This window comes from Streptomyces tsukubensis (genome assembly GCF_003932715.1).
In the GTDB taxonomy this organism is placed as follows: Bacteria; Actinomycetota; Actinomycetes; order Streptomycetales; family Streptomycetaceae; genus Streptomyces; species Streptomyces tsukubensis.
Window position 1 is genome coordinate 3,706,825 of the sequence record NZ_CP020700.1, and the last position, 18,332, is coordinate 3,725,156.

Sequence of the window (18,332 nt, forward strand, 5' to 3'; positions counted from 1 at the left end):
CATGACGGCCTTACTCAGCGGACCGCCCGGCGCGGTCTCCACGCTCGCAGCATGGGAACGCCTTGCGATCCGGTACCGCGTCCCCGTCGAGGACGCGTTGCTCATCGCGATCAACCTTCACGGCATCGACGCGCAGCCGCCGCGCCACCGGGCCCGCGTACAGGTGAGGCTGTCGAGTGCCCCGACGGTTCCGTGGCAACTGATCGTCCCGCTGAACGCCACCGGTTCCCCGTTCCGGCTCGACGAGGGCAGCCTGACGCTCGGTGGTATGCCGATCGCCACCGTCGAACGCGTCGACGCGGATGACGCGGTGGGCGGGTACTTCCGGAACGGCGGTGCCGCCGCGACGCTCAACCCGAACGCGCGCAGCCGGTGTGTGGGCTGCGCCTTCTGCCCCAACACCCTGGAGGCCGCGGCAGACCCGCGGCTCTCCGAGGAGAGAGACCTCCGTGAGCTGTTCTCGGCGCTGCGCGAGCAACACCCACGACGTGACCTGACGGAACTACGCGAAGTGACTGTGTCGACAGGCTGCTTCGAACGGGAAGCCGCGGCCATCGACCACATCCGTGCGCTGCGGAAGGTGCTCGGCGATTACGACATCGCAGCCCGGGTCAGCTTCCTGACCTCAGTGCTCCAATCCCAGGAGGCCTTCTACTCACTCGCCGAGGAGGCCGTGCCCTTCGTCCTGCGTCTGACAGCGGAGTGCTTCACGCGGCGGGATCTTCTGCTGAAGGCCAGCAAGGCCCGCCTGGCCGCCCAGGAGATGCCGGAGGTGCTCCAACGGGCGCTCAGCACCGGCCACGGCACATCGTTCACCTACATCGTCGGCCTGGACGACCTCGATGCCCTCCGTTCGGGGGTCGGCGCTCTGGCGCCGTTCGTCACCGAGTTCCCCAACTTCCAGGTCTATCAGGCGCACAACTCCGTCATGACCGGTCTGCGTACGGCTGGAGCGGGTGATCTGGAGTACTACCTTCGTGCCCGTGAGGTGATCGAAGAGATCACCGGACCGTCCGGGCTCCGGCCGGCGGCGTGGGAGTGCTACCGCCCGCTCTGGTACTTCACCTTCGCCGACGAAGCCTTGGTCGACCCGTGATGCCCGATTCCGCCCTGCTGGCGGACGCACTGTGGAGGGCCATCTGCTACGCCTCCGTGTGCCAGATCCATCTGCGGGACAACGTACTGCTTCGCCGACGGTTGACCACCCGGCATGTGAAGGAGCGCCCGAGCGGCCACTGGGGAACGGTCCCCGGCACCGCGTGGGCCCTGTCGCACCTCGCCCTGGCGACAGGGCGTCCGGACGGTGTGGACCTCGTCCCGCTCCTCGGTGCCGGGCACGCGGGCGTCGTCCAGCTCTCGGCCGCGTGGGTCACCGGCGAGCTGGGGAGAGTCCGGCCGCGGTTCAGCCCGGACGCCGAGGGCCTTCGGCAGTTGGCCCGCTCCTTCCCCGACGTGGAGGGAATCGGAGCAGAGGTCCACCCGGCGCTACCCGCCGGAGCTTTTCTCGGCGGCCGGATCGGTGGCTGCCTCGCCTTCGCGCAAGGCGCTGCCCTGGACTCGCCGGGCAGGATCGTGGTGCCCGTCATCGGCGACGGCGAGTGCGAGACACCCACGACCGCGGCGAGCTGGCCGGCACAGCGGCTCCTTCCGCACGCGCCGGTCCTGCCTCTGGTGCACGTGAACGGCTTCCGCATGGCCGCCCGGTCCCTCCTCGGAGCCATGGACGACGACACGCTTCGTTCGTACTTCGGCGGCTTCGGCTGGGAGGCACAGGTCGTGCACATCACCGGCTCCCTGGCGGACCACACCGCCTTCGGGGCCGCGCTGGGGAATGCGGTGGAGTCAACGCTCGACCGTCGCCCCACGGCCCTTGTGATGCGGTGCGTGAAGGGGTGGAGCGGCCCCGCCTCCCTGGCCGGCCGTGGTCTTCTCGGCACCCCCGAGCTGCACAAGACGCCACTGATCAGCCCACGCACCGAGCCGGAACACCTGACGCAGCTGGCCCTCTGGTTGGCGTCCTACCGCCCCGCAGACCTCTTCGACGAGAAGGGACGGCCGAAGGGCATGCTCGCCGAAGCCGTGGCCGAGACCCGATGGGGTTCCCTCCCTTCACCTCTCCCGATGCCGAGATCGACCACGGTGTCCGGCGGCCGTGCCACCACATTCACCGACGCCGTCGCAGGCGTCGTACGGAAACACGGCGCACACGGCGACTTCCTCCTCGTGAGCCCGGACGAACTGGCATCCAACCGACTCGCCGAGCTCGCGGATGAGCCCTGGGCCCATGAACTCCTGGCGGAAGAGGTGCTGCTGGAGTGGCTGGCCGGATGGACCGCAAGCGGGCGTCGAGGCGTACTGGTCTCGTACGAGGCTTTCGCCCCACTGTTCACCAGCGGCCTGGTGGGACACATCAAGCAGCGACGGCTCGTCGGGGCGCAGGGGCGGCCCAGTCTCAATCTGCTTCTCACCTCGTACGGCTGGCACAACGTCCACACGCACGGGGATCCTTCCCTCGCCACCGCGCTCCTGGCCCTGTGCGCCCCGGCGGTCCGGGTGCTGACACCGGCCGATCCGGCGAGGGCGGCCACCGTCCTGGACGACGCCTTCGACTCCTTCGACCGCGTCAACCTCGTCGTCGCCGGAAAGCACAGCCGCACCGTTCACCCTGCCGATCCGATCGCCGAAGAACACCAGCGCGGTCTGGCCATGTGGGCCCATCTCAGCGACGAGGGCGAGCCGGACCTGACCGTCATCACGGCCGGAGACATTCCGGCCGCCGTCGCCACCGATGCCGTGGGCCACGTACGGCACCGCCACCGATGCCGCGTACGGGTGGTGAACCTGCTCGACCTCACCGTCCTCGGCGACCCCTCCCTCTGGCCACGCGGACTGAACGCCCAGGAGATCGACCACTACCTGGGCGCCCATGCCCCGGTTCTCGTCCTCACCCTCGGGCATCCGGCAGCCGTCTGGGGCCTCCTGGCGGGTCGGCTGCGGCGCCCTGTCGATGTCATCGGGTGGCACGAACCGGCCGGCCCTCTGTCTCAGGAACGTCTGGCCCGGACCCTGGGGATGGACCGGGCGGGGGTCGCGCGGGCCGCCGGAGTCCTCCTGGCCGCGCGCGAGGTGGTCCGATGAGCCCGTGGACCGTCGAGAGCATGGACGTCGTCGAAGCGGAGCAGCCCGTCCACCCCGGTGACGACGCGCACTTCGTGGTCGTACGAGGCTCAGGGCAGGCCGGCTGCTACGGCCCGGTCGGCGAGCGGATCGCTCGCTTCGCGGAGAGCTCCCTGTCGGCTGCGGTGATGGGGGCATGCGTCACGGACCACTGCGGGATGCTGGACCGACTGCGCGCTGCAGCCCGGACGACACCGTCGGACATCGCCTCGTGGGCCGTCGGCACGGTCGACTGCTCAGTCTGGGACCTCCACGGCCGGCTGGCCTCCCGTTCCGTCGCCGGCCTGCTGACGACGGAGAGGCCGCGTTCGACCGTGCCGGCCTACGCGTCGTGGCTCTCCCGGGACCTCGTCCGTGTCCACGACCTCGGCGAGTTGCGCGATGTCGCCGCGGACGGCTGGAGCTTCACCAAGTGGGGGCTTCGCCGTGATCCAGCCGAATCACCCGCGACGGCCGCCGCGCGAATGGCCCAGGCAGTGAAGCGCTGCTCTCAGGCCATCGGTCGCCCGGTGGCAGTCGATGCGGTCGGCACCTGGACCCCGCGGGTGGCCATGCTGTTCGCGCAGACCTGCGATCCGTCCTGCCTGCTATGGCTGGAGGACCCGCTGCCCCAGCACGACCTGGACATGTACGAGCTCTTGTCCGCGACATGGATGCCCTTGGCGGTCGGAGAGCGAGCGCACTGTGACGAGGACCCCGGCGGACTCGTCCACTACGTCAGACCGAGCGCGCTGACGTTGGACGTCGTGGGCTGCGGCGGTCTGACCCGTGCGACGCAGATTCTGCCCATCGCCCGCCGGCAGAACATCCCGCTCTACCCGCACGGGCGCTCGTTCCTGCCCGGCCTCCACCTTTCAGCCGCTTTCCCCGACGCCGTACCCGCTGTCGAGTACCGACTCCAATGGGAACCAGGTCGCCGGCGGCTCTATGACGAACCCCTCCGGCCCGAGGGCGGGCACATCGAACTGCCGGACTCCCCCGGTCTCGGCACTACCCCCAGGAGGGCATCATGCCCGGCACCGCCGTGACCATCCGTGTCGATGGCGTGGTCAGCCCAGGCGTGGACGGACCACTGCTGGTCCTGTCCGAACGGCTCGACGGTCACGACACCTTCCTGACCGGAGCTCTGAACATCGGTGGGACCGCCTTCCCTGTCCGCATCCTGACCTTGGACGACGTCACCGTGCTGCGTCCAGTGGAGGACCTGCCCGCACTGGCTGAAGGCACACGGTGGCAGGGAACGCTCCACCTACCGCACGGGACGCGCCCACGCAGCGCCCCACCGGACCTCCGCGAGGCGGCCGCACGGAAGGGACGGTTCCTCGACGGGCTCGACGACGCCGAATTGCGTTACGTCCTGACCTTCCTCTCCGAGGCCACGACGGCCGCCATCCGGCAGGCCCGCATCCAGGCCGTCGTCTCCGCCCTTCCAGCAGCCGTGGGAAGTGCCCTATGACCCCACCACAGCTCACGCTCCTGGTCACCGTCGATGTCGGCGGAACCTTGGGAACCGCCGAGGGGCCCGGACTGGCCATGAGGCTTGCCAAGGCGTCCCCGCTGCCGGGGGCTCGTGCCCGCGAGATCATGCGGTCCACCCTCCACACCTACCCCTCCCTCACGGAGTCCGTGGTCACGGAGGTGTGCCAAGCGCTCCAGGTCTCGCCGGAAGACTTCCCCCGTGACCTCCGCCCGGCGTCGTTCGTCCTCTTCCCGGGCACGGTCGAAGCGCTGGAGAGGATCAGTGGCGTAGCGATGGTGGTGACCCTGTCGAACGTCACGTGCGTCGACGCGGACACCGACGGTCTTCGAGCCCTCCTCTCGCCGTGGATCAGCGACTTCTTCCCCTCGTGCCGCATCGCGCACAGCAAGCCCGACCCACGTGCTTTCCACGCCGTGGCCGAGTACTTCGACACCGCGCCTGAAGTCCTGGTCCATGTCGGTGACGACTGGAACTGCGACATCGTGGGTGCTGTCGAAGCCGGGGCCAAGGCCGTGTGGATCTCGCGGGGGCGGAAAATCCCGGACGAGTCCCTGGTCGTTGACCACGGCGTGCATGTCGCCCACGACCTGGCGGCAGCCGCCGTACACATCCAGTACCTCGCAGCACGGAGCGATACATGAACCTCTTCGCCGGAACGTCCACGTACTACCGTCAGTTCCGTCCCGGCGTTCCCCGGGAAGTCGCCGACATCCTTGACCGAGCGGCCCCCACGCGTCCCGGTGGGCATCGGCGGCTCTTGGACATCGGCACAGGGACCGGGCTGGTGGTCGAAGCACTGCTGGGCAGGTTCGACGACATCATCGCCGCCGACAACGACGCCGAGATGCTCGCCACTGCCGAGTCGGTGCTTCGTCCGAAGCTTCCCGGGGACTCCCGGCTGATGCTCGTGGAGAGTGCCGCCGAGGATTTCGTGCCCCCGGCCGGCTGGACGGCCGACCTGGTCACGATCTGCCGCGCGTTCCACTGGCTGGACCAGGCCACCGTCCTGTGCCTGCTGGACAGTCAGGTTGCCCCTGACGGTGTCGTCGCCGTCTTCGGCGACAACAGCTTCTGGGCCGCGGGCAGCCCCTGGAAGGATGCTGTACGCGACGTCATCAAGTCATTCCTCGGCGAAGAACGCCGCGCGGGCACCGGCACCTTCCAGCACCACGACCGTCCTTACAGCGAGATCATGGAAGAGTCCCCCTTCGACCAGGTCGAGGAGGTCCGTGTGCCCGTCCACCGCACATGGACCGAGGAGGGCATCCTGGGCTATCTGTACTCGACCTCCTTCGCGGCCCCACACCTCTTCGGAGACCGGCTCAAGGAGTTCGAGTCCACGGTGCGGACCAGGCTCGCCGACTTCGGCGACGATGCCTTCCCCGAGGACAACGAGTTCCTGATCCGTATCGGGCGGCGGAGCAGGACATGATGAGCGACAGCTCCTGGCGTTCGTACGGAAAGCTGACAGCGCCTCGGGTCACGGCCGAACTGAACGAACGATCCGTCCTCTGCCTACCGGTGGGCTCACTCGAACAGCACGGCCCCCATCTGCCGCTCGACACCGACACCGTCATCGCCGAGGGCCTTACGCTGCGCCTGGCGGCACACGTCGCGAACCGGCACGACCTCTGGGTCGCGCCACCCATCCCGTACGGCCTCTCCCCGGAGCACGCCTGGGCACCCGGCACCGTAACCCTGGGACTCGCCCAGTACGCCGGCCTGATCACCACGCTCTTGGAGGAGTACCTCCGAGCCACCCCCGTTCGCACGGTGATCATCGTCAACGGGCACGGCGGCAACAGGGGGGTTCTAGAGGGTCTGGTGCACCAGTTCAGGCACATCCACGGTGTCGCCGTCTGCGCATGGCACCCCAGCTCCCTCGGCCGGGGCACGGTCGGCAACGCCCTGCCGGAAGTCCACGCGGGCATCCACGAGACGTCGCTGATGCTCGCCCTGGCCCCGGACCACGTACGAATGGACCTCCTTCCCGCCGAAGCGCCCCCGGTCCGCCACCAGCGGGAGACGATCCGACGTCTCGTCCTCGACCGGGGGGCCACGTGGCCGTGGACATCGGACGACCCGACGCTGGCCACGCACGGGGTCATCGGCGGTGACCCGCGCCAGGCCGGTCCGGAACTCGGTGAGGGACTCATCGCCGCGGCGCTGAACACCGGCACGGCTGTCCTCGACCGGCTGGCATACCCCGGCCCGGCCGAACCGATCACCTCACGGAGGACTCATGCCCCTCACGGTTGAGGAAAAGGCCACGTTCAAACGGGATGGAGTACTCATCTGCCGAGGACTGGTCGCCCCATACCTGACCAGGCGCGCCATACCCCTTATCGACACCTGGTACCGCCACCGTCTGGCCCCGGGCAACATCTCGGCGTACTCACAACGCACCTTCGCCCCGGAGCTGGGAACCCACCGCGACATCCTCGCCCTCTACGCGGAATCCGAGGCTGCGGTCATCGCCTCCGACCTGCTCGGCGAATCCGCTCCCGTCACCACCGCCCAGATACAGATCCGCGTACCCGAATCCGAACATCCCGGTGTGCAGCCCGAGAAGCCGATGCACGTCGACGGCGTCTCCTGCCCCCACCTCGATCCACAGGAACTGCGCACCTTCTCCCTGCTCGTCGGCGTGATCCTGTCCGAGATCAACGACCCCCGAGACGGCGCATTGCGATATCTGCCCGGTGGGCACCGCACGATGGCCGAGTGGTTTCGTGACCAGTGGTCGCTCGGGATCACGGAACAGGTCCCACCGAAGGTGGACCGCGGGCACGGGGTCCCCTTTCTCGGTGCGCCCGGAGACGTACTCCTGATGCACCACCTGGTCCCCCACGCCGTCGGGCTGAACCTCGCGCCGTACCCGAGGGTGACGGCGTACTTCCGGATTTCTCATCCGGAGCACCGTAGTCGTCGGCTCGATGCCCTACGCGATCCGTGGCTCGACTACCCGGGCCTCGCGTTCGCCCCGCCCACCCCGGACTCCAAGGAGTAGCCGCGTGCGCACCGTCAGCCCTCAGGACCTCGGTCTCGCGGTCCGGGCGGTCGAGTCCGGAGAACTCGTTGTGATCCCGACGACTCGCTGGTACATGATCTGCGCAGATGCCGGCAACGCCCAGGCGTGCGAGAGCATCTTCATGGGGAAGCGTCGTCCCGGCGCCAAGTCCCTTGCCTATGTCGCCCAGTCGCTGAGCGCCTGCCGGGACCGCTTCCACCTCAGTACCGAAGCCGAACGACTCGCTACCGCTTTCTGGCCCGGAGACCTCGCGCTGCTCCTGCCCTGGCGGGACCCGGAGGAGGCTGCCAAACACTCAGCGGTCGGCTCCCCCTCGCTCACGACGGTGGCGCCCGGCACCCTCGGGAAACTCGCGGCGGTGTCGACGGTGCCGATCGCCGCCACCACGGCCAACATCTCCGGCGACGCCAGTCCTGAAGACCCCGGCCCCGCCGTGACCATCGCCGAGGTACACCGCTTCCTGACAGCCTCCGGCTTGAAGCCCTCCGTCATCGTCGACGGCGGTGTGTGCCCCGCCGCCAATCACATGACCATCGTGGACTGCTTCACTCCGGAGGCGAGACTCATCCGTACAGGCCTTGTTCACCAGAGATCTGTCTCGGCGGCTCTCGGACGCGAGGTTCAAAGCATCTGAGGTCCCGAAGGAAGAAGCCCCCCAACACCGAAGCGCCCCACCCGGCTGATGCCAGGTGGGGCGCTTCTTCGCAGGTCACGGGCCAGCGCCCGCCCCCGCACTCGGTAGGCCGCGTGGGACTCGAACCCACAACCAACGGATTAAAAGTCCGCTGCTCTGCCAATTGAGCTAGCGGCCCTCGGCCGAACCACACCTGAGCATAGCCGGACCCGGCGCAAGAGCCGATCGGGTATCCCGTGGTAGCGGTGTGGCGTCGGACAAAGAGGGCCGTCGCCGGGGTGCGGGAGCGCCCCGGCGACGGTTCCCGGGGTCAGTGCAGGGACGTGTACCGCTGCCAGCCCGTACCCACCTGGGTCGCGGCCGAAAGCGTGCCCTTGCCCGTGCCCAGGTGCTGCCACAGACGGCCCGCGGTGTCGCGCGAGACCAGATCCGCGTTGCCGTCACCGTTGAGGTCACCGACACCCGAGAACGTTTTACTGGTCACCGCCCAGTCCTTCTGGACCAGAGTTCTGACACCGAGGGTCTTCTTGCCGGTGCCGTTGTAGCGCCACAGCTCGCCGCCCGCGTCCCGCGCCAGCAGATCACCGTGGCCGTCACCGTTCAGATCCCCCGGGGCGATCAGGGTGAGGCCCTTGAAGGAGCCGCTGAGGATCCCGGCCGAGCGCAGGGTGCCGGTGGGGGTGACCGCGTACAGATACAGCTTCCCGTCCGGCTTGCGGCCCAGCAGGTCGCCCTGGCCGTCTCCCGTCAGATCACCGGCGGGCAGGATCGTGTCGAAACCGGCGAAACCTATACCGATCCGGACCTTGGTGGAGGTCGGGCCGGGCAGCCCGGCGCACGCACCCTCGTACCGCCACAGCTCCCCCGCCGTGTTGCGGACCACCAGGTCGTCGCAGCGCTGGTTGTTCATGTCCCCCATGGGCAGGACAGCGGTGATGTTCTTCCAGCCCTTGGACACCCGCTGCACCGCGCCGCCCGTGGCCGCCTTGGTGAGCCCCTGGTGGGCGACGAGGTCCGCGCCGAGGCGGGTGACGACCTCGGGGATACCGTCCGCGAGGTAATCGCGGGGCACATCCGGGCCGCCGGACACGGTGATCCACTGGCTGGTGGCCACCCGTCCGTCGACGGTCAGGGTCACCCCGTACTTGCCGTTGCGCACGGTCCGGCCGGCCGAGTCCCTCGTATCCCACGCTGCCGCGAGCTGGGCACCGGTTTGCGGTATCGAGTTCTGTGCCAGGGTGCGTACGACGTTGCCCGCCGCGTCCTTGACCGTGATGGACCAGGAGCCCGCCGGGCGGCTGAGCTGCCAGCGCCCCTCCCATCTGCGGCTCTGAGGGGCATTGACCAGCTGGGAGGGGGCGTCCCCGGACTCGATGACCGCGACGGGGCTGCGGGGCACATCCACCGTCCGAACCCTGATCGCCTGCTCGGCATCCACGTACGCGAGATGGCCGCCGAACTTGTCGACCGCCCACTTCGCGTTCGCCGGGACCGTGGCGACCGGGGCCGTAACCCCGGTGTGCAGGTTCGTCAGCGCCAGCTTGCCGCCGTCCTCGCGGACCACGAAGCCGTCTCCCAGCTTCGTCTTCCCGCCCGCCGTCACCGGAAGGTTCTTCGCCGCGGTGCGGTCATACACCCCCGCATCGGTGGTGCCGCAGGCCCAGTACAGCCAGCGGCCCACGGCCTGAAGGTGGTCCGGTGCACAGCCGGAGCCCGTGTTGAGCTCGGCACCCGACTTCTTGGTCTTCAGGTCGTACGGGACGACGCTGCCGGCCTTCTTGCCGGGGGTCCACAGAGTGCTGCCCCAGACCGACGCGGCGGTCGCGGGCCGTTCATGGGCGATGAGGCCGGAGCTCCATGTCCGGCTGTCCTGAATGTACTGCCAGTGGGGGTAGTCGCCGTCGGTCAGGATGGCGTACCGACCGGTGGCCTCGCTCAGTGACGGCGGCGTCCCCGGGGCGTACTGGCTCGCGGAGCGACCCGGCTCGACGGTCTGCATTCCGGCCCCGTTGACGAAGGCACTGCGGCCGTCGCCGGGGGAGTGCAGCTCGCCCTTGACCGGACTGAGCAGCTGGGCGGGTGCAAGGCGCGCACCGATAACCGGGGTACCGGTGTCCGTGGCAGAAAGGTCATGACTGTAGACGGCCCGCAGGGGGGCGCCGTCGGTGTGCACGGCATAGCTGAGCCTGCCACCGCCGATGGCGAGGCCCTCGATGGGCGCGACCGTCTTCGGTATGCCGCGTGCGACGGCCATCTCCAGGGTGCCGTCGGCTGCCGCGGTGACCCGGCGCACGGCCCAGTCCTTCGGTCCGGTGCCCCCGGTGAAGAGCACGCTGCCGTCGGGAGCCGGGGCGAATTCACCGGTCGCGTATGGAAGCAGTTCCCGAGGCTCGCCGGTGTTGCCGATGGGGACCGCGAGCAGCTTCGTCCCGGGCCGGGTCAGCCGCCTGGACGAGTCACCCCCGCGGTTGACCAGGATGGAGTCGCCCACCACGGCGAGTTCGGCGTAGTAGCTCTCGAAACGCTCCTGTGCGGGGAGGTCGGTCACCACGGGAGCCGCGTCCGGTGTGCGCGTATCGAGCGTGGTGACCTTCTGGGTGACATGGTCGTACGCGGTGATCACATGATGCCGTCCGAGCTGGTAGCCGTACGGTCCGGCCTCGGGCACCCGGGTGAGCCGCGCGGTGGTGAAGTCGAGGTGCCACTTCGCCTGGGCGCCGGACCAGATGCTGATGACGGCACCGAAGCCGGTCTGGACGGCGGACGGGTGGCGCGGCAAGAATTTGCTGTTCGCCGGCACACCGGTGACCGCGGTCTCCTCGGTGGTGCCGTCGGCGGCCCGCCGCAGGATGGTCATCGAGGTGACGTACTGCGAGGCATCCCACCGGAAGACGACGATCGCGTCATGGGTGAACAGCCCCGTGTAGAAGGCACCCTGGGGCAGGCTGTGGAGAGTCCTCTCACCTGTGGCCTGGTTGGTGACGGCGACGGCCCGGGTCCCGTCCGGGGCCGTTGTCTGGGCGGCGTACAGCCCGGAGTGTCCGGCGTAGTTGCCGATGCTCCGGGTCTCGCCCGTCGCGAAGTCGGTCCAGAAACGGTTGTTGCTGCCCGGCAGGGAAGCCGAGTAACCGGTGGGGCCCGCCTCGTGCAGGGTGATGTGGTCGGGCAGGACCGGATTCTGCGGCGGCAGTACGGCCTCACCGGCCGCAATGCCCTGCAAAGTCGTGGCCGTCGCGGCGGGTGCCACGGCGGTGACCAGGCCCGCGCCCAGGGCGACCGTGACCGCCGTCGCCACGGAGCGACGGATGGCCGTACGGGAACGGCCGTTGTGGTGCTGCAAGGAATCCCCTCCCCTGGAACCGTCGTACCGCACAAGCCAATACGGCGGATCCGTCCTGCATCAGTGACCCACGGACAACGGGAGGAGCGGACGGGAATCGGCCGCTGCCGGCGAGAAACTCCCGTCCCGGGTGGCGGACATCGTAGCAACGGGATAGATGCCATGAGCAGCTATTACGAGGGGGATTCGGGCCGGTACGGGACAGGGCCCGCCCCCCTGTCAGGAGTGCGGGCCCTGTCCTCGGAAAGGTGTCAGTGCAGAGACGTGTACCGCTGCCAGCCCGTACCCACCTGGGCCGGTGCCGAAAGGGTGCCCTTCCCCGTGCCCAGGTGCTGCCACAGACGGCCCGCGGTGTCGCGCGAGACCAGGTCCGCGTTGCCGTCGCCGTTGAGGTCACCGGTGCCCGAGAACGCCTTGCTGGTCACTGCCCAGTCCTTCTGGACCAGGGTCTTGGCGCCCAGCGTGCCCTTACCGGTGCCGTTGAAGCGCCACAGCTCACCACCGGCATCACGGGCCAGCAGATCACCGTGGCGGTCGCCCGTCAGATCACCCGCGGCGATCAGCGTCAGACCCTTGAAAGACCCGCTGAGGATCCCCGCCGAACGCAGCGCACCGCCCGAGCTGACCGCGTACACGTACAGCTTCCCGTCCGGCTTGCGCGCCAGCAGATCACCACGGCCGTCGCCCGTCAGATCACCCGCGGGCAGGATCGTGTCGAAGGACCCGAACCCCGTACCGATCCGGACCTTCGCCGACGTCGGCCCCGGCAGCCCGAGACGGCTGCCCTCGTAGCGCCACAGCTCACCCGCCGTGTTCCGGACCACCAGATCGTCGTAGCCCTGGTTGTTCATATCGCCCATGGGCAGGACGGACGTGATGTTCTTCCAGCCCTTGGAGACCCGCTGCACCGCACCGCCCGCGGCCGTCTTCACCAGACCCTGGTGGGCGACGAGGTCCGCGCCGAGGCGGGTGACGACCTCGGGGATACCGTCGGCGGTGTAGTCGCGCGGCGCGTCGTGGCTGCCGTGCAGAGTGAGCCAGCTGCTGGCGAGCGGACGCCCGTCGACGATCAGAATCACCCCGTACTTGCCGTTGGGCATGGCCCGGCCGGCCGCGTTCTTCCCGTCCCAGACGGCGCTGATCCGGGCGCCTATCTGCGGTACGGAGCCCTGCGGCAGGGTGCGTACGACCGTGCCCGCCGCGTTCTTGATCGCCACGGACCAGGAGCCGGCCGGGCGGCTGAGCTGCCAGCGGCCGTTCCAGGTGCGGTCATCGAAAGCGGCTGCGAGCGTGAAGGACCCGTCGATCTCGGATTCGGCGACGACGAGGGGGCTGCGCGGTACGTCCACGGACGGGACCCTGATCGCCTGCTCGGCGTCCACGTACGCGAGATGGCCGCCGAACTTGTCGACCGCCCACTTCGCGTTCGCCGGGACCGTGGCGACCGGGGCCGTAACCCCGGTGTGCAGGTTCGTCAGCGCCAGCTTGCCGCCGTCCTCGCGGACCACGAAGCCGTCTCCCAGCTTCGTCTTCCCGCCCGCCGTCACCGGAAGGTTCTTGGCCGCGGTGCGGTCGTACACGCCCGCCTTGGTGGTTCCGCAGGCCCAGTACATCCAGCGGCCCACGGCCTGAAGGTCGTCCGGTACGCAGCCGGAGCCCAGCTTCAGTTCGGCACCGGCCTTCCTGGTCTTCAGGTCGAACGGGAGGACATGGCCCACCGTCTTGCCGGGCGTCCACAGGGTGGTGCCCCAGACCGACGCGGCCGTCTTGGCCCGCGACAGCACGACATTGCTGCTGTAGTTCGTCCAGACATCGACAATGTTCTGCCGGTTGTCGCCGTCGTTGACGATCGCATAGCGGCCGCTCGCCTCGCGCAGCTCCGGCCCTGATACCCGGAAGCTCTTGTTCCGCGGGCCGATGACAGGCGTACCCGAACCCGTGATGTCATGGCTGTGGCTGTTCCACCACTGGCCTGTCTCCGTCTGCGCCGTATAGGTGAGCCTGCCGCCGCCGAGTGCGAGACCGTCGATCGCCGCGGTGGTCGCCGGGATCCGGTGAGCGGTGGTCAGCTTGAGGCTGCCGTCCGCTTCCGCGGTGACCCGGCGGACGCCCCAGTCCCGGGACGTACTGCCGCCCGTGACGAGCACGCTGCCGTCGGGAGCCGTGGCGAACCGGTCGATCGAGTGCGGCAGCAGTTCCCGCGGCTCGCCGGTGTTCCCTATGGGGACGGCCATCAGCCTCGCGCCGAGCACGGGGGCCTTGTCGTGCGAGTAGACATCACGGCTGACGAGGATCGTGTCACCGACCACGGCGAACCTGGGCGTCCACCCCTCGGCACCCTGCCGCAGGGAGATATCGGTCACCACGGGCGCCGCGTCGGGATTGCGCAGGTCGACGGTGGTGATCTTGTCGGTGAAGCGGTCGAAGCCGGTGATGACCTGGTGCCGGCCGGGCTGCTGGCCGCTCCAGCCGGGCACCTTGGTGAGCCGCGCGGTGGCGTAGTCGAGGTGCCAGTAGACGTTGCTGCTGCTGCCGTTCTTGGCGGCGATGAAGGCCCCGAAGCCGCTCTGCCCCTGCGGATAGGAGACCAGGGAGGTACTGATCCCCGGGACACCGGTCACCGGGGTCTCCTCGGTGGTGCCGTCGGCGGCCCGCCGCTGGATGCCCAGCGATGCGACGAGACCTTCGGCGTTCTTCCGGTAGACGACGATCGCGTCGTGGGTGTGGGCCAGGGTGTAGAAGACGTCCGGGGGCAGGCTGTAGACCGTCTTCCCGCCCGTGGCCAGGTCGGTGACGGTCACGGTCCGGGTGCCGTCCGCGCCCGTCGTCTGGGCGCTCCGCAGTCCGGAGTGGCCGGAGACGTTGTCGGCGGGCTTGGTCTCGCCCGTCGCGTAGTCGGTCCAGAGGCGGGTGCCGGAACCCTCGACCTCGGCCGTGTAGCCGGTGGGTCCCGCCTCGTGGAGTGCCACGCGTTGGGGCATCAGACGGTCCTGCGGCGGCAGTACGGCCTCACCGGCCGTGATGCCCTGCGAAGTCGTGGCCGTCGCGGCGGGTGCGACCGCCGTGACCAGGCCCGCGCCCAGGGCGACCGTGACCGCCGTCGCGACGGAGCGGCGGATGGCCGTACGAGGACGGCCGTTGTGGTGCTGCAAGGAATCCCCTCCCCTGGAACCGCGGCACCTGCAAAAGCGGTACGGCGGATCCGTCCTGCATCAGTGAACCCACGGACAACGGGAGGAGCGGACACGAATCGGCCGCTGCCGGTGAAAACACACTCCCGTCCCGGGTGGCGCACATCGTAGCAACGGGATACATGGCATGAGCAGCTGTTACGGGCCGGATACGGGACGGGGCCCGCGCTCCTGTCCGGAGTGCGGGCCCCTTCTCGGGAAGGTGTCAGTGCAGGGACGTGTACCGCTGCCAGCCCGTACCCACCTGGGTTGCGGCCGAAAGCGTGCCTTTGCCCGTGCCCAGGTGCTGCCACAGACGGCCCGAAGTGTCCCGGGAGATGAGATCCGTACGGCCGTCGCCGTTGAGGTCGCCGACTCCCGCGAACGCCTTGCTGGTCACCGCCCAGTCCTTCTGGACCAGGGTCTTGGCGCCCAGCGTGCCCTTACCGGTGCCGTTGTAGCGCCACAGCTCACCACCGGCATCGCGCGCCAGCAGATCACCGTGGCGGTCGCCCGTCAGATCCCCCGGGGCGATCAGCGTCAGGCCCTTGAAGGAACCGCTGATGATCCCCGCCGAGCGCAGCGCACCGGCGGAAGTGACCGCGTATACGTACAGCTTGCCGTCCGGCTTGCGCGCCAGCAGATCACCACGGCCGTCGCCCGTCAGATCACCGGCGGGCAGGATCGTGTCGAAGGACCCGAACCCCGTACCGATCCGGACCTTCGCCGACGTCGGGCCGGGCAGCCCGGCGCACGTACCCTCGTGCCGCCACAGCTCCCCCGCCGTGTTCCGGACCACGAGGTCGTCACAGCCCTGGTTGTTCATATCGCCCATGGGCAGGACGGACGTGATGTTCTTCCAGCCCTTGGAGACCCGCTGGACTCCGCCGCCCGTCGCCGCCTTCGTCAGGCCCTGGTGGGTGACGAGGTCCGCGCCGAGACGGGTGACGACCTCGGGGATGCCGTCGGTGATGTAGTCGCGCGGCGCGTCATGGCTGCCGGAGAGGGTGATCCACTGGCTGGCGGCCACCCGTCCGTCGATGGTCAGCGTGACGCTGTACTTGCCGTTGCGTACGGTCCGGCCGGTGTTGTCCTTCCCGTCCCAGGCAGCCGTGAGCTGGGCGCCCTTCCCGGCCGGGGAGGTCTGGGCCACGGTCCGTACCGCATTGCCCGCCACGTCCTTGATACCGATCGACCAGGAGCCGGCCGGGCGGCTGAGCTGCCAGCGGCCGTCCCAGGTGCGGTCCTGGGAGGAGGCCGCGACCGTCAGCGACGCGTCGGTCTCGGACTCGACGACGGCGAGCGGACTGCGCGGTACGTCCACGGGCCGGACCCGGATCGCCTGCTCGGCGTCCACGTACGCGACCTGGCCGCCGAACTTGTCGACCGCCCACTTCGCGTTCGCCGGAACGGTGACGAACGGGCTCGTGACTCCGGTGTGGAGGTTGGTCAGCGCCAGCTTGCCGACGCCGTCCTCGCGGACCACGAAGCCGTCTCCGAGCTTCGCCTTGCCGCCCGCCGTCACCGGGAAGGCCCGGCCCGTGGTCCGGTCGTAGGCGCCCGCGGCGGTGGTTCCGCAGGCCCAGTAAAGCCAGCGGCCCACGGCTTGGAGGTCGTTCGGTACGCAGCTCGGGTTCAGCTTCAGCTCGGGCTGCGACTTCTTGGTCTTCAGGTCGTACGCGACGACACTGCCGGCCGTCTTGCCGGGCGTCCACAGGGTGGTTCCCCAGATCGACGCGGCCGTCTTGGCCCGGGACAGCACGACATTGCTGCCGTAGTTCATCCGGACATCGCCGATGTACTGCCGGTTGTCGCTGCCGGTGAGGAGCAGATAGCGGCCGCTCGCCTCGTTCACCGTCGGGGGACCGGGCACATTGACCGTGCTGAAGCTGCCTTCCGGGTTCGGCACCTGGAGCCCGGACGCGTTCACGAAGGCGGTCCGGCCGTCGCCGAGGGAGTGCAGCTCGCCGGTGGCCGGGCCGGGGCTCCGGAAGCCCTTGTCCCGCGGGCCGATGACGGGCGTGCCCGAACCGGTGACGTCGTGGCCGTAGAGGGCCCGCCCCTGGCTGCCCTCGGTCTCGGCCAGGTAGCCGAGTCTGCCGCCGCCGAACGCCAGGCCCTCGATGGTCGCGGGCGGGGACGGGAGTTGGTGTGCGGTGGTCAGCTTCAGGGTGCCGTCCGCATCGGCGGTGACCCGGCGCACGGCCCAGTCGCCCGTCCTGTTGCCGCCCGTGACGAGCACACTGCCGTCGGGGGCCGGGACGAGGTGTTCGGTCGTATAGCGCAGCAGTTCGCGCGGTTGGCCGGTGTTGCCGATCGGGACCGCGTACAGCTTCGCCCCAGGCACCGTGGCTCGTGCGTGCACGTTGATCCGGCGGCTGACGAGGATCGTGTCACCGATGGCGTAGACCCCGCCGAAGCTCTCCTCCGGGCCCTCCGGCTTGGGGATGTCGGTCACCACGGGTGCCGCGTCCGGTGTGCGCGGGTCGAAGGTGGTGATCTTGTTGGCGAAGAAGTCCCTGTCGGTGATCACAGGGCCCTGGCCGGGCTGGTAGCCGCCCCCTCCGACGTTGCGGGGCAGCTTGGTCAGCCGGGCGGTGGCGTAGTCGAGCAGCCAGTCCGTGGAGAAATCGCCGTAGCGGCTCCAGATGTTGAAGGTGGCCGCGAAGCCGGTCTGGCCTTCCGGACCGGCGAAGGGGAACCTGCTGTTCTCCGGGAAACCGGTGATCGCGGTCTCTCCGGTGGTGCCGTCCGCGGCCTGCCGCAGGATGCTCATTCCCACAAGCGTGCCTTCGGCGTCGATCCGGAAGACGACGATCGCGCCGTGGGTGTAGGCACCGGAGTAGTACACGCCCGAGGGCAGCTTGTAGACGGTGTTGCCGCCCGTGGCCTGGTCGGTGACGGTGACGGTCTGGGTGCCGTCCTCGGCCTCCGTCTTGGTGTCCCGCAGACCGGAGTGCCCGGGCTGTCCGGGCTCGGTGTCGATGGGCCGGGTCGCTCCCGTCGCGAAGTCGGTCCAGACGCGCTTGTTGCCGGCTCCCGCCTTGGCCCCGTAGCCGGTGGGCCCCGCGTCCTGCACCTCGACGGGATCGGGTACGAGACGGTCCTGCGGCGGCAGTACGGCCTCACCGGCCGCGATGCCCTGCGGAGTGGTGGCCGTCGCGACGGGTGCCACGGCGGTGACCAGGCCCGCGCTCAGGGCGACGGTGACGGCCGTCGCGACGGAGCGGCGGATGGCCGTACGGGAACGGCCGTTGTGGTGCTGCAAGGAATCCCCTCCCCTGGAACCGCGGCACCGGAAAAAGCGGTACGGCGGATCCGTCCTGCATCAGTGAGCCCGCGGACAACGGGAGGAGCGGACACGAATCGGCCGCTGCCGGCGAAGTACTCCCGTCCCGGGTGGCGCACATCGTAGCAACGGCATGAGTGGTACGAGCAGTTATTACGGGCGGGATATGTGGGATATGCAGGCTGTCGGGCCGGGTACGGGACAGGGCCCG

The 18,332-nt window shown here is 69.4% G+C and carries 12 protein-coding genes and 1 tRNA gene; 9 read left to right on the forward strand and 4 right to left on the reverse strand.

The window, feature by feature from the left end; all coding sequences use genetic code 11:
- Position 1 precedes the first annotated feature (1 nt).
- From B7R87_RS14845 to B7R87_RS14885, 9 genes are all read left to right on the forward strand, one after another.
- Complete coding sequence (locus tag B7R87_RS14845; RefSeq protein ID WP_006348260.1) at positions 2–1,096, forward strand: hypothetical protein; 1,095 nt, start codon at positions 2–4, stop codon at positions 1,094–1,096.
- Positions 1,096–3,138: a phosphoketolase family protein gene (locus B7R87_RS14850; RefSeq protein WP_006348259.1), complete on the forward strand. Its 2,043-nt coding sequence runs from the start codon at positions 1,096–1,098 to the stop codon at positions 3,136–3,138. The genes B7R87_RS14845 and B7R87_RS14850 overlap by 1 nt, the downstream gene beginning before the upstream one ends.
- A gap of 20 nt (positions 3,139–3,158) precedes the next feature.
- Entirely contained in the window at positions 3,159–4,205 is a 1,047-nt protein-coding gene (locus tag B7R87_RS14855) for an enolase C-terminal domain-like protein (RefSeq protein ID WP_157997780.1), read from the forward strand.
- Positions 4,187–4,633 carry a hypothetical protein gene (locus B7R87_RS14860; RefSeq protein WP_006348257.1) on the forward strand — a complete coding sequence of 149 codons (447 nt, stop codon included), beginning with the start codon at positions 4,187–4,189 and terminating at the stop codon, positions 4,631–4,633. The genes B7R87_RS14855 and B7R87_RS14860 overlap by 19 nt, the downstream gene beginning before the upstream one ends.
- Positions 4,630–5,298: an HAD family hydrolase gene (locus tag B7R87_RS14865; protein WP_006348256.1), complete on the forward strand. Its 669-nt coding sequence runs from the start codon at positions 4,630–4,632 to the stop codon at positions 5,296–5,298. Before B7R87_RS14860 ends, B7R87_RS14865 begins: the two co-directional genes overlap by 4 nt.
- A gap of 116 nt (positions 5,299–5,414) precedes the next feature.
- On the forward strand, positions 5,415–6,089 hold the full coding sequence (locus tag B7R87_RS14870; RefSeq protein ID WP_233168834.1) for a class I SAM-dependent methyltransferase: 675 nt from the start codon (positions 5,415–5,417) through the stop codon (positions 6,087–6,089).
- A complete protein-coding gene (locus tag B7R87_RS14875) occupies positions 6,086–6,916 on the forward strand; it encodes a creatininase family protein (protein ID WP_078902266.1) in 831 nt (276 codons plus the stop codon). Before B7R87_RS14870 ends, B7R87_RS14875 begins: the two co-directional genes overlap by 4 nt.
- Positions 6,900–7,667, forward strand: coding sequence for a phytanoyl-CoA dioxygenase family protein (locus B7R87_RS14880; protein ID WP_006348253.1), 768 nt, complete (start codon positions 6,900–6,902; stop codon positions 7,665–7,667). Before B7R87_RS14875 ends, B7R87_RS14880 begins: the two co-directional genes overlap by 17 nt.
- Positions 7,668–7,671: 4 nt before the next feature.
- Entirely contained in the window at positions 7,672–8,322 is a 651-nt protein-coding gene (locus B7R87_RS14885) for an L-threonylcarbamoyladenylate synthase (RefSeq protein ID WP_006348252.1), read from the forward strand.
- A 105-nt stretch (positions 8,323–8,427) separates the two neighbouring features.
- Here the strand turns inward: B7R87_RS14885 and B7R87_RS14890 are convergent.
- From B7R87_RS14890 to B7R87_RS14905, 4 genes are all read right to left on the reverse strand, one after another.
- Positions 8,428–8,500 (reverse strand) — tRNA-Lys (locus B7R87_RS14890).
- A 132-nt stretch (positions 8,501–8,632) separates the two neighbouring features.
- Positions 8,633–11,662: an FG-GAP-like repeat-containing protein gene (locus tag B7R87_RS14895; protein WP_052704628.1), complete on the reverse strand. Its 3,030-nt coding sequence runs from the start codon at positions 11,660–11,662 to the stop codon at positions 8,633–8,635.
- Between the two features lie 251 nt (positions 11,663–11,913).
- Positions 11,914–14,814, reverse strand: a complete 2,901-nt coding sequence (locus B7R87_RS14900) for a FlgD immunoglobulin-like domain containing protein (RefSeq protein WP_006348250.1) — start codon at positions 14,812–14,814, stop codon at positions 11,914–11,916.
- A gap of 244 nt (positions 14,815–15,058) precedes the next feature.
- The gene (locus tag B7R87_RS14905; protein WP_006348249.1) at positions 15,059–18,100 is read right to left on the reverse strand and encodes an FG-GAP-like repeat-containing protein; all 3,042 of its coding nucleotides are present in this window, start codon (positions 18,098–18,100) and stop codon (positions 15,059–15,061) included.
- Positions 18,101–18,332 lie beyond the last annotated feature (232 nt).

Coding starts and splice junctions, on each gene's coding strand:
- B7R87_RS14845 (WP_006348260.1), top strand. CDS start 2: ATGACGGCCTTACTCAGCGGACCGCCCGGCGCGGTCTCCACGCTCGCA.
- B7R87_RS14850 (WP_006348259.1), top strand. CDS start 1,096: ATGCCCGATTCCGCCCTGCTGGCGGACGCACTGTGGAGGGCCATCTGC.
- B7R87_RS14855 (WP_157997780.1), top strand. CDS start 3,159: ATGGACGTCGTCGAAGCGGAGCAGCCCGTCCACCCCGGTGACGACGCG.
- B7R87_RS14860 (WP_006348257.1), top strand. CDS start 4,187: ATGCCCGGCACCGCCGTGACCATCCGTGTCGATGGCGTGGTCAGCCCA.
- B7R87_RS14865 (WP_006348256.1), top strand. CDS start 4,630: ATGACCCCACCACAGCTCACGCTCCTGGTCACCGTCGATGTCGGCGGA.
- B7R87_RS14875 (WP_078902266.1), top strand. CDS start 6,086: ATGATGAGCGACAGCTCCTGGCGTTCGTACGGAAAGCTGACAGCGCCT.
- B7R87_RS14880 (WP_006348253.1), top strand. CDS start 6,900: ATGCCCCTCACGGTTGAGGAAAAGGCCACGTTCAAACGGGATGGAGTA.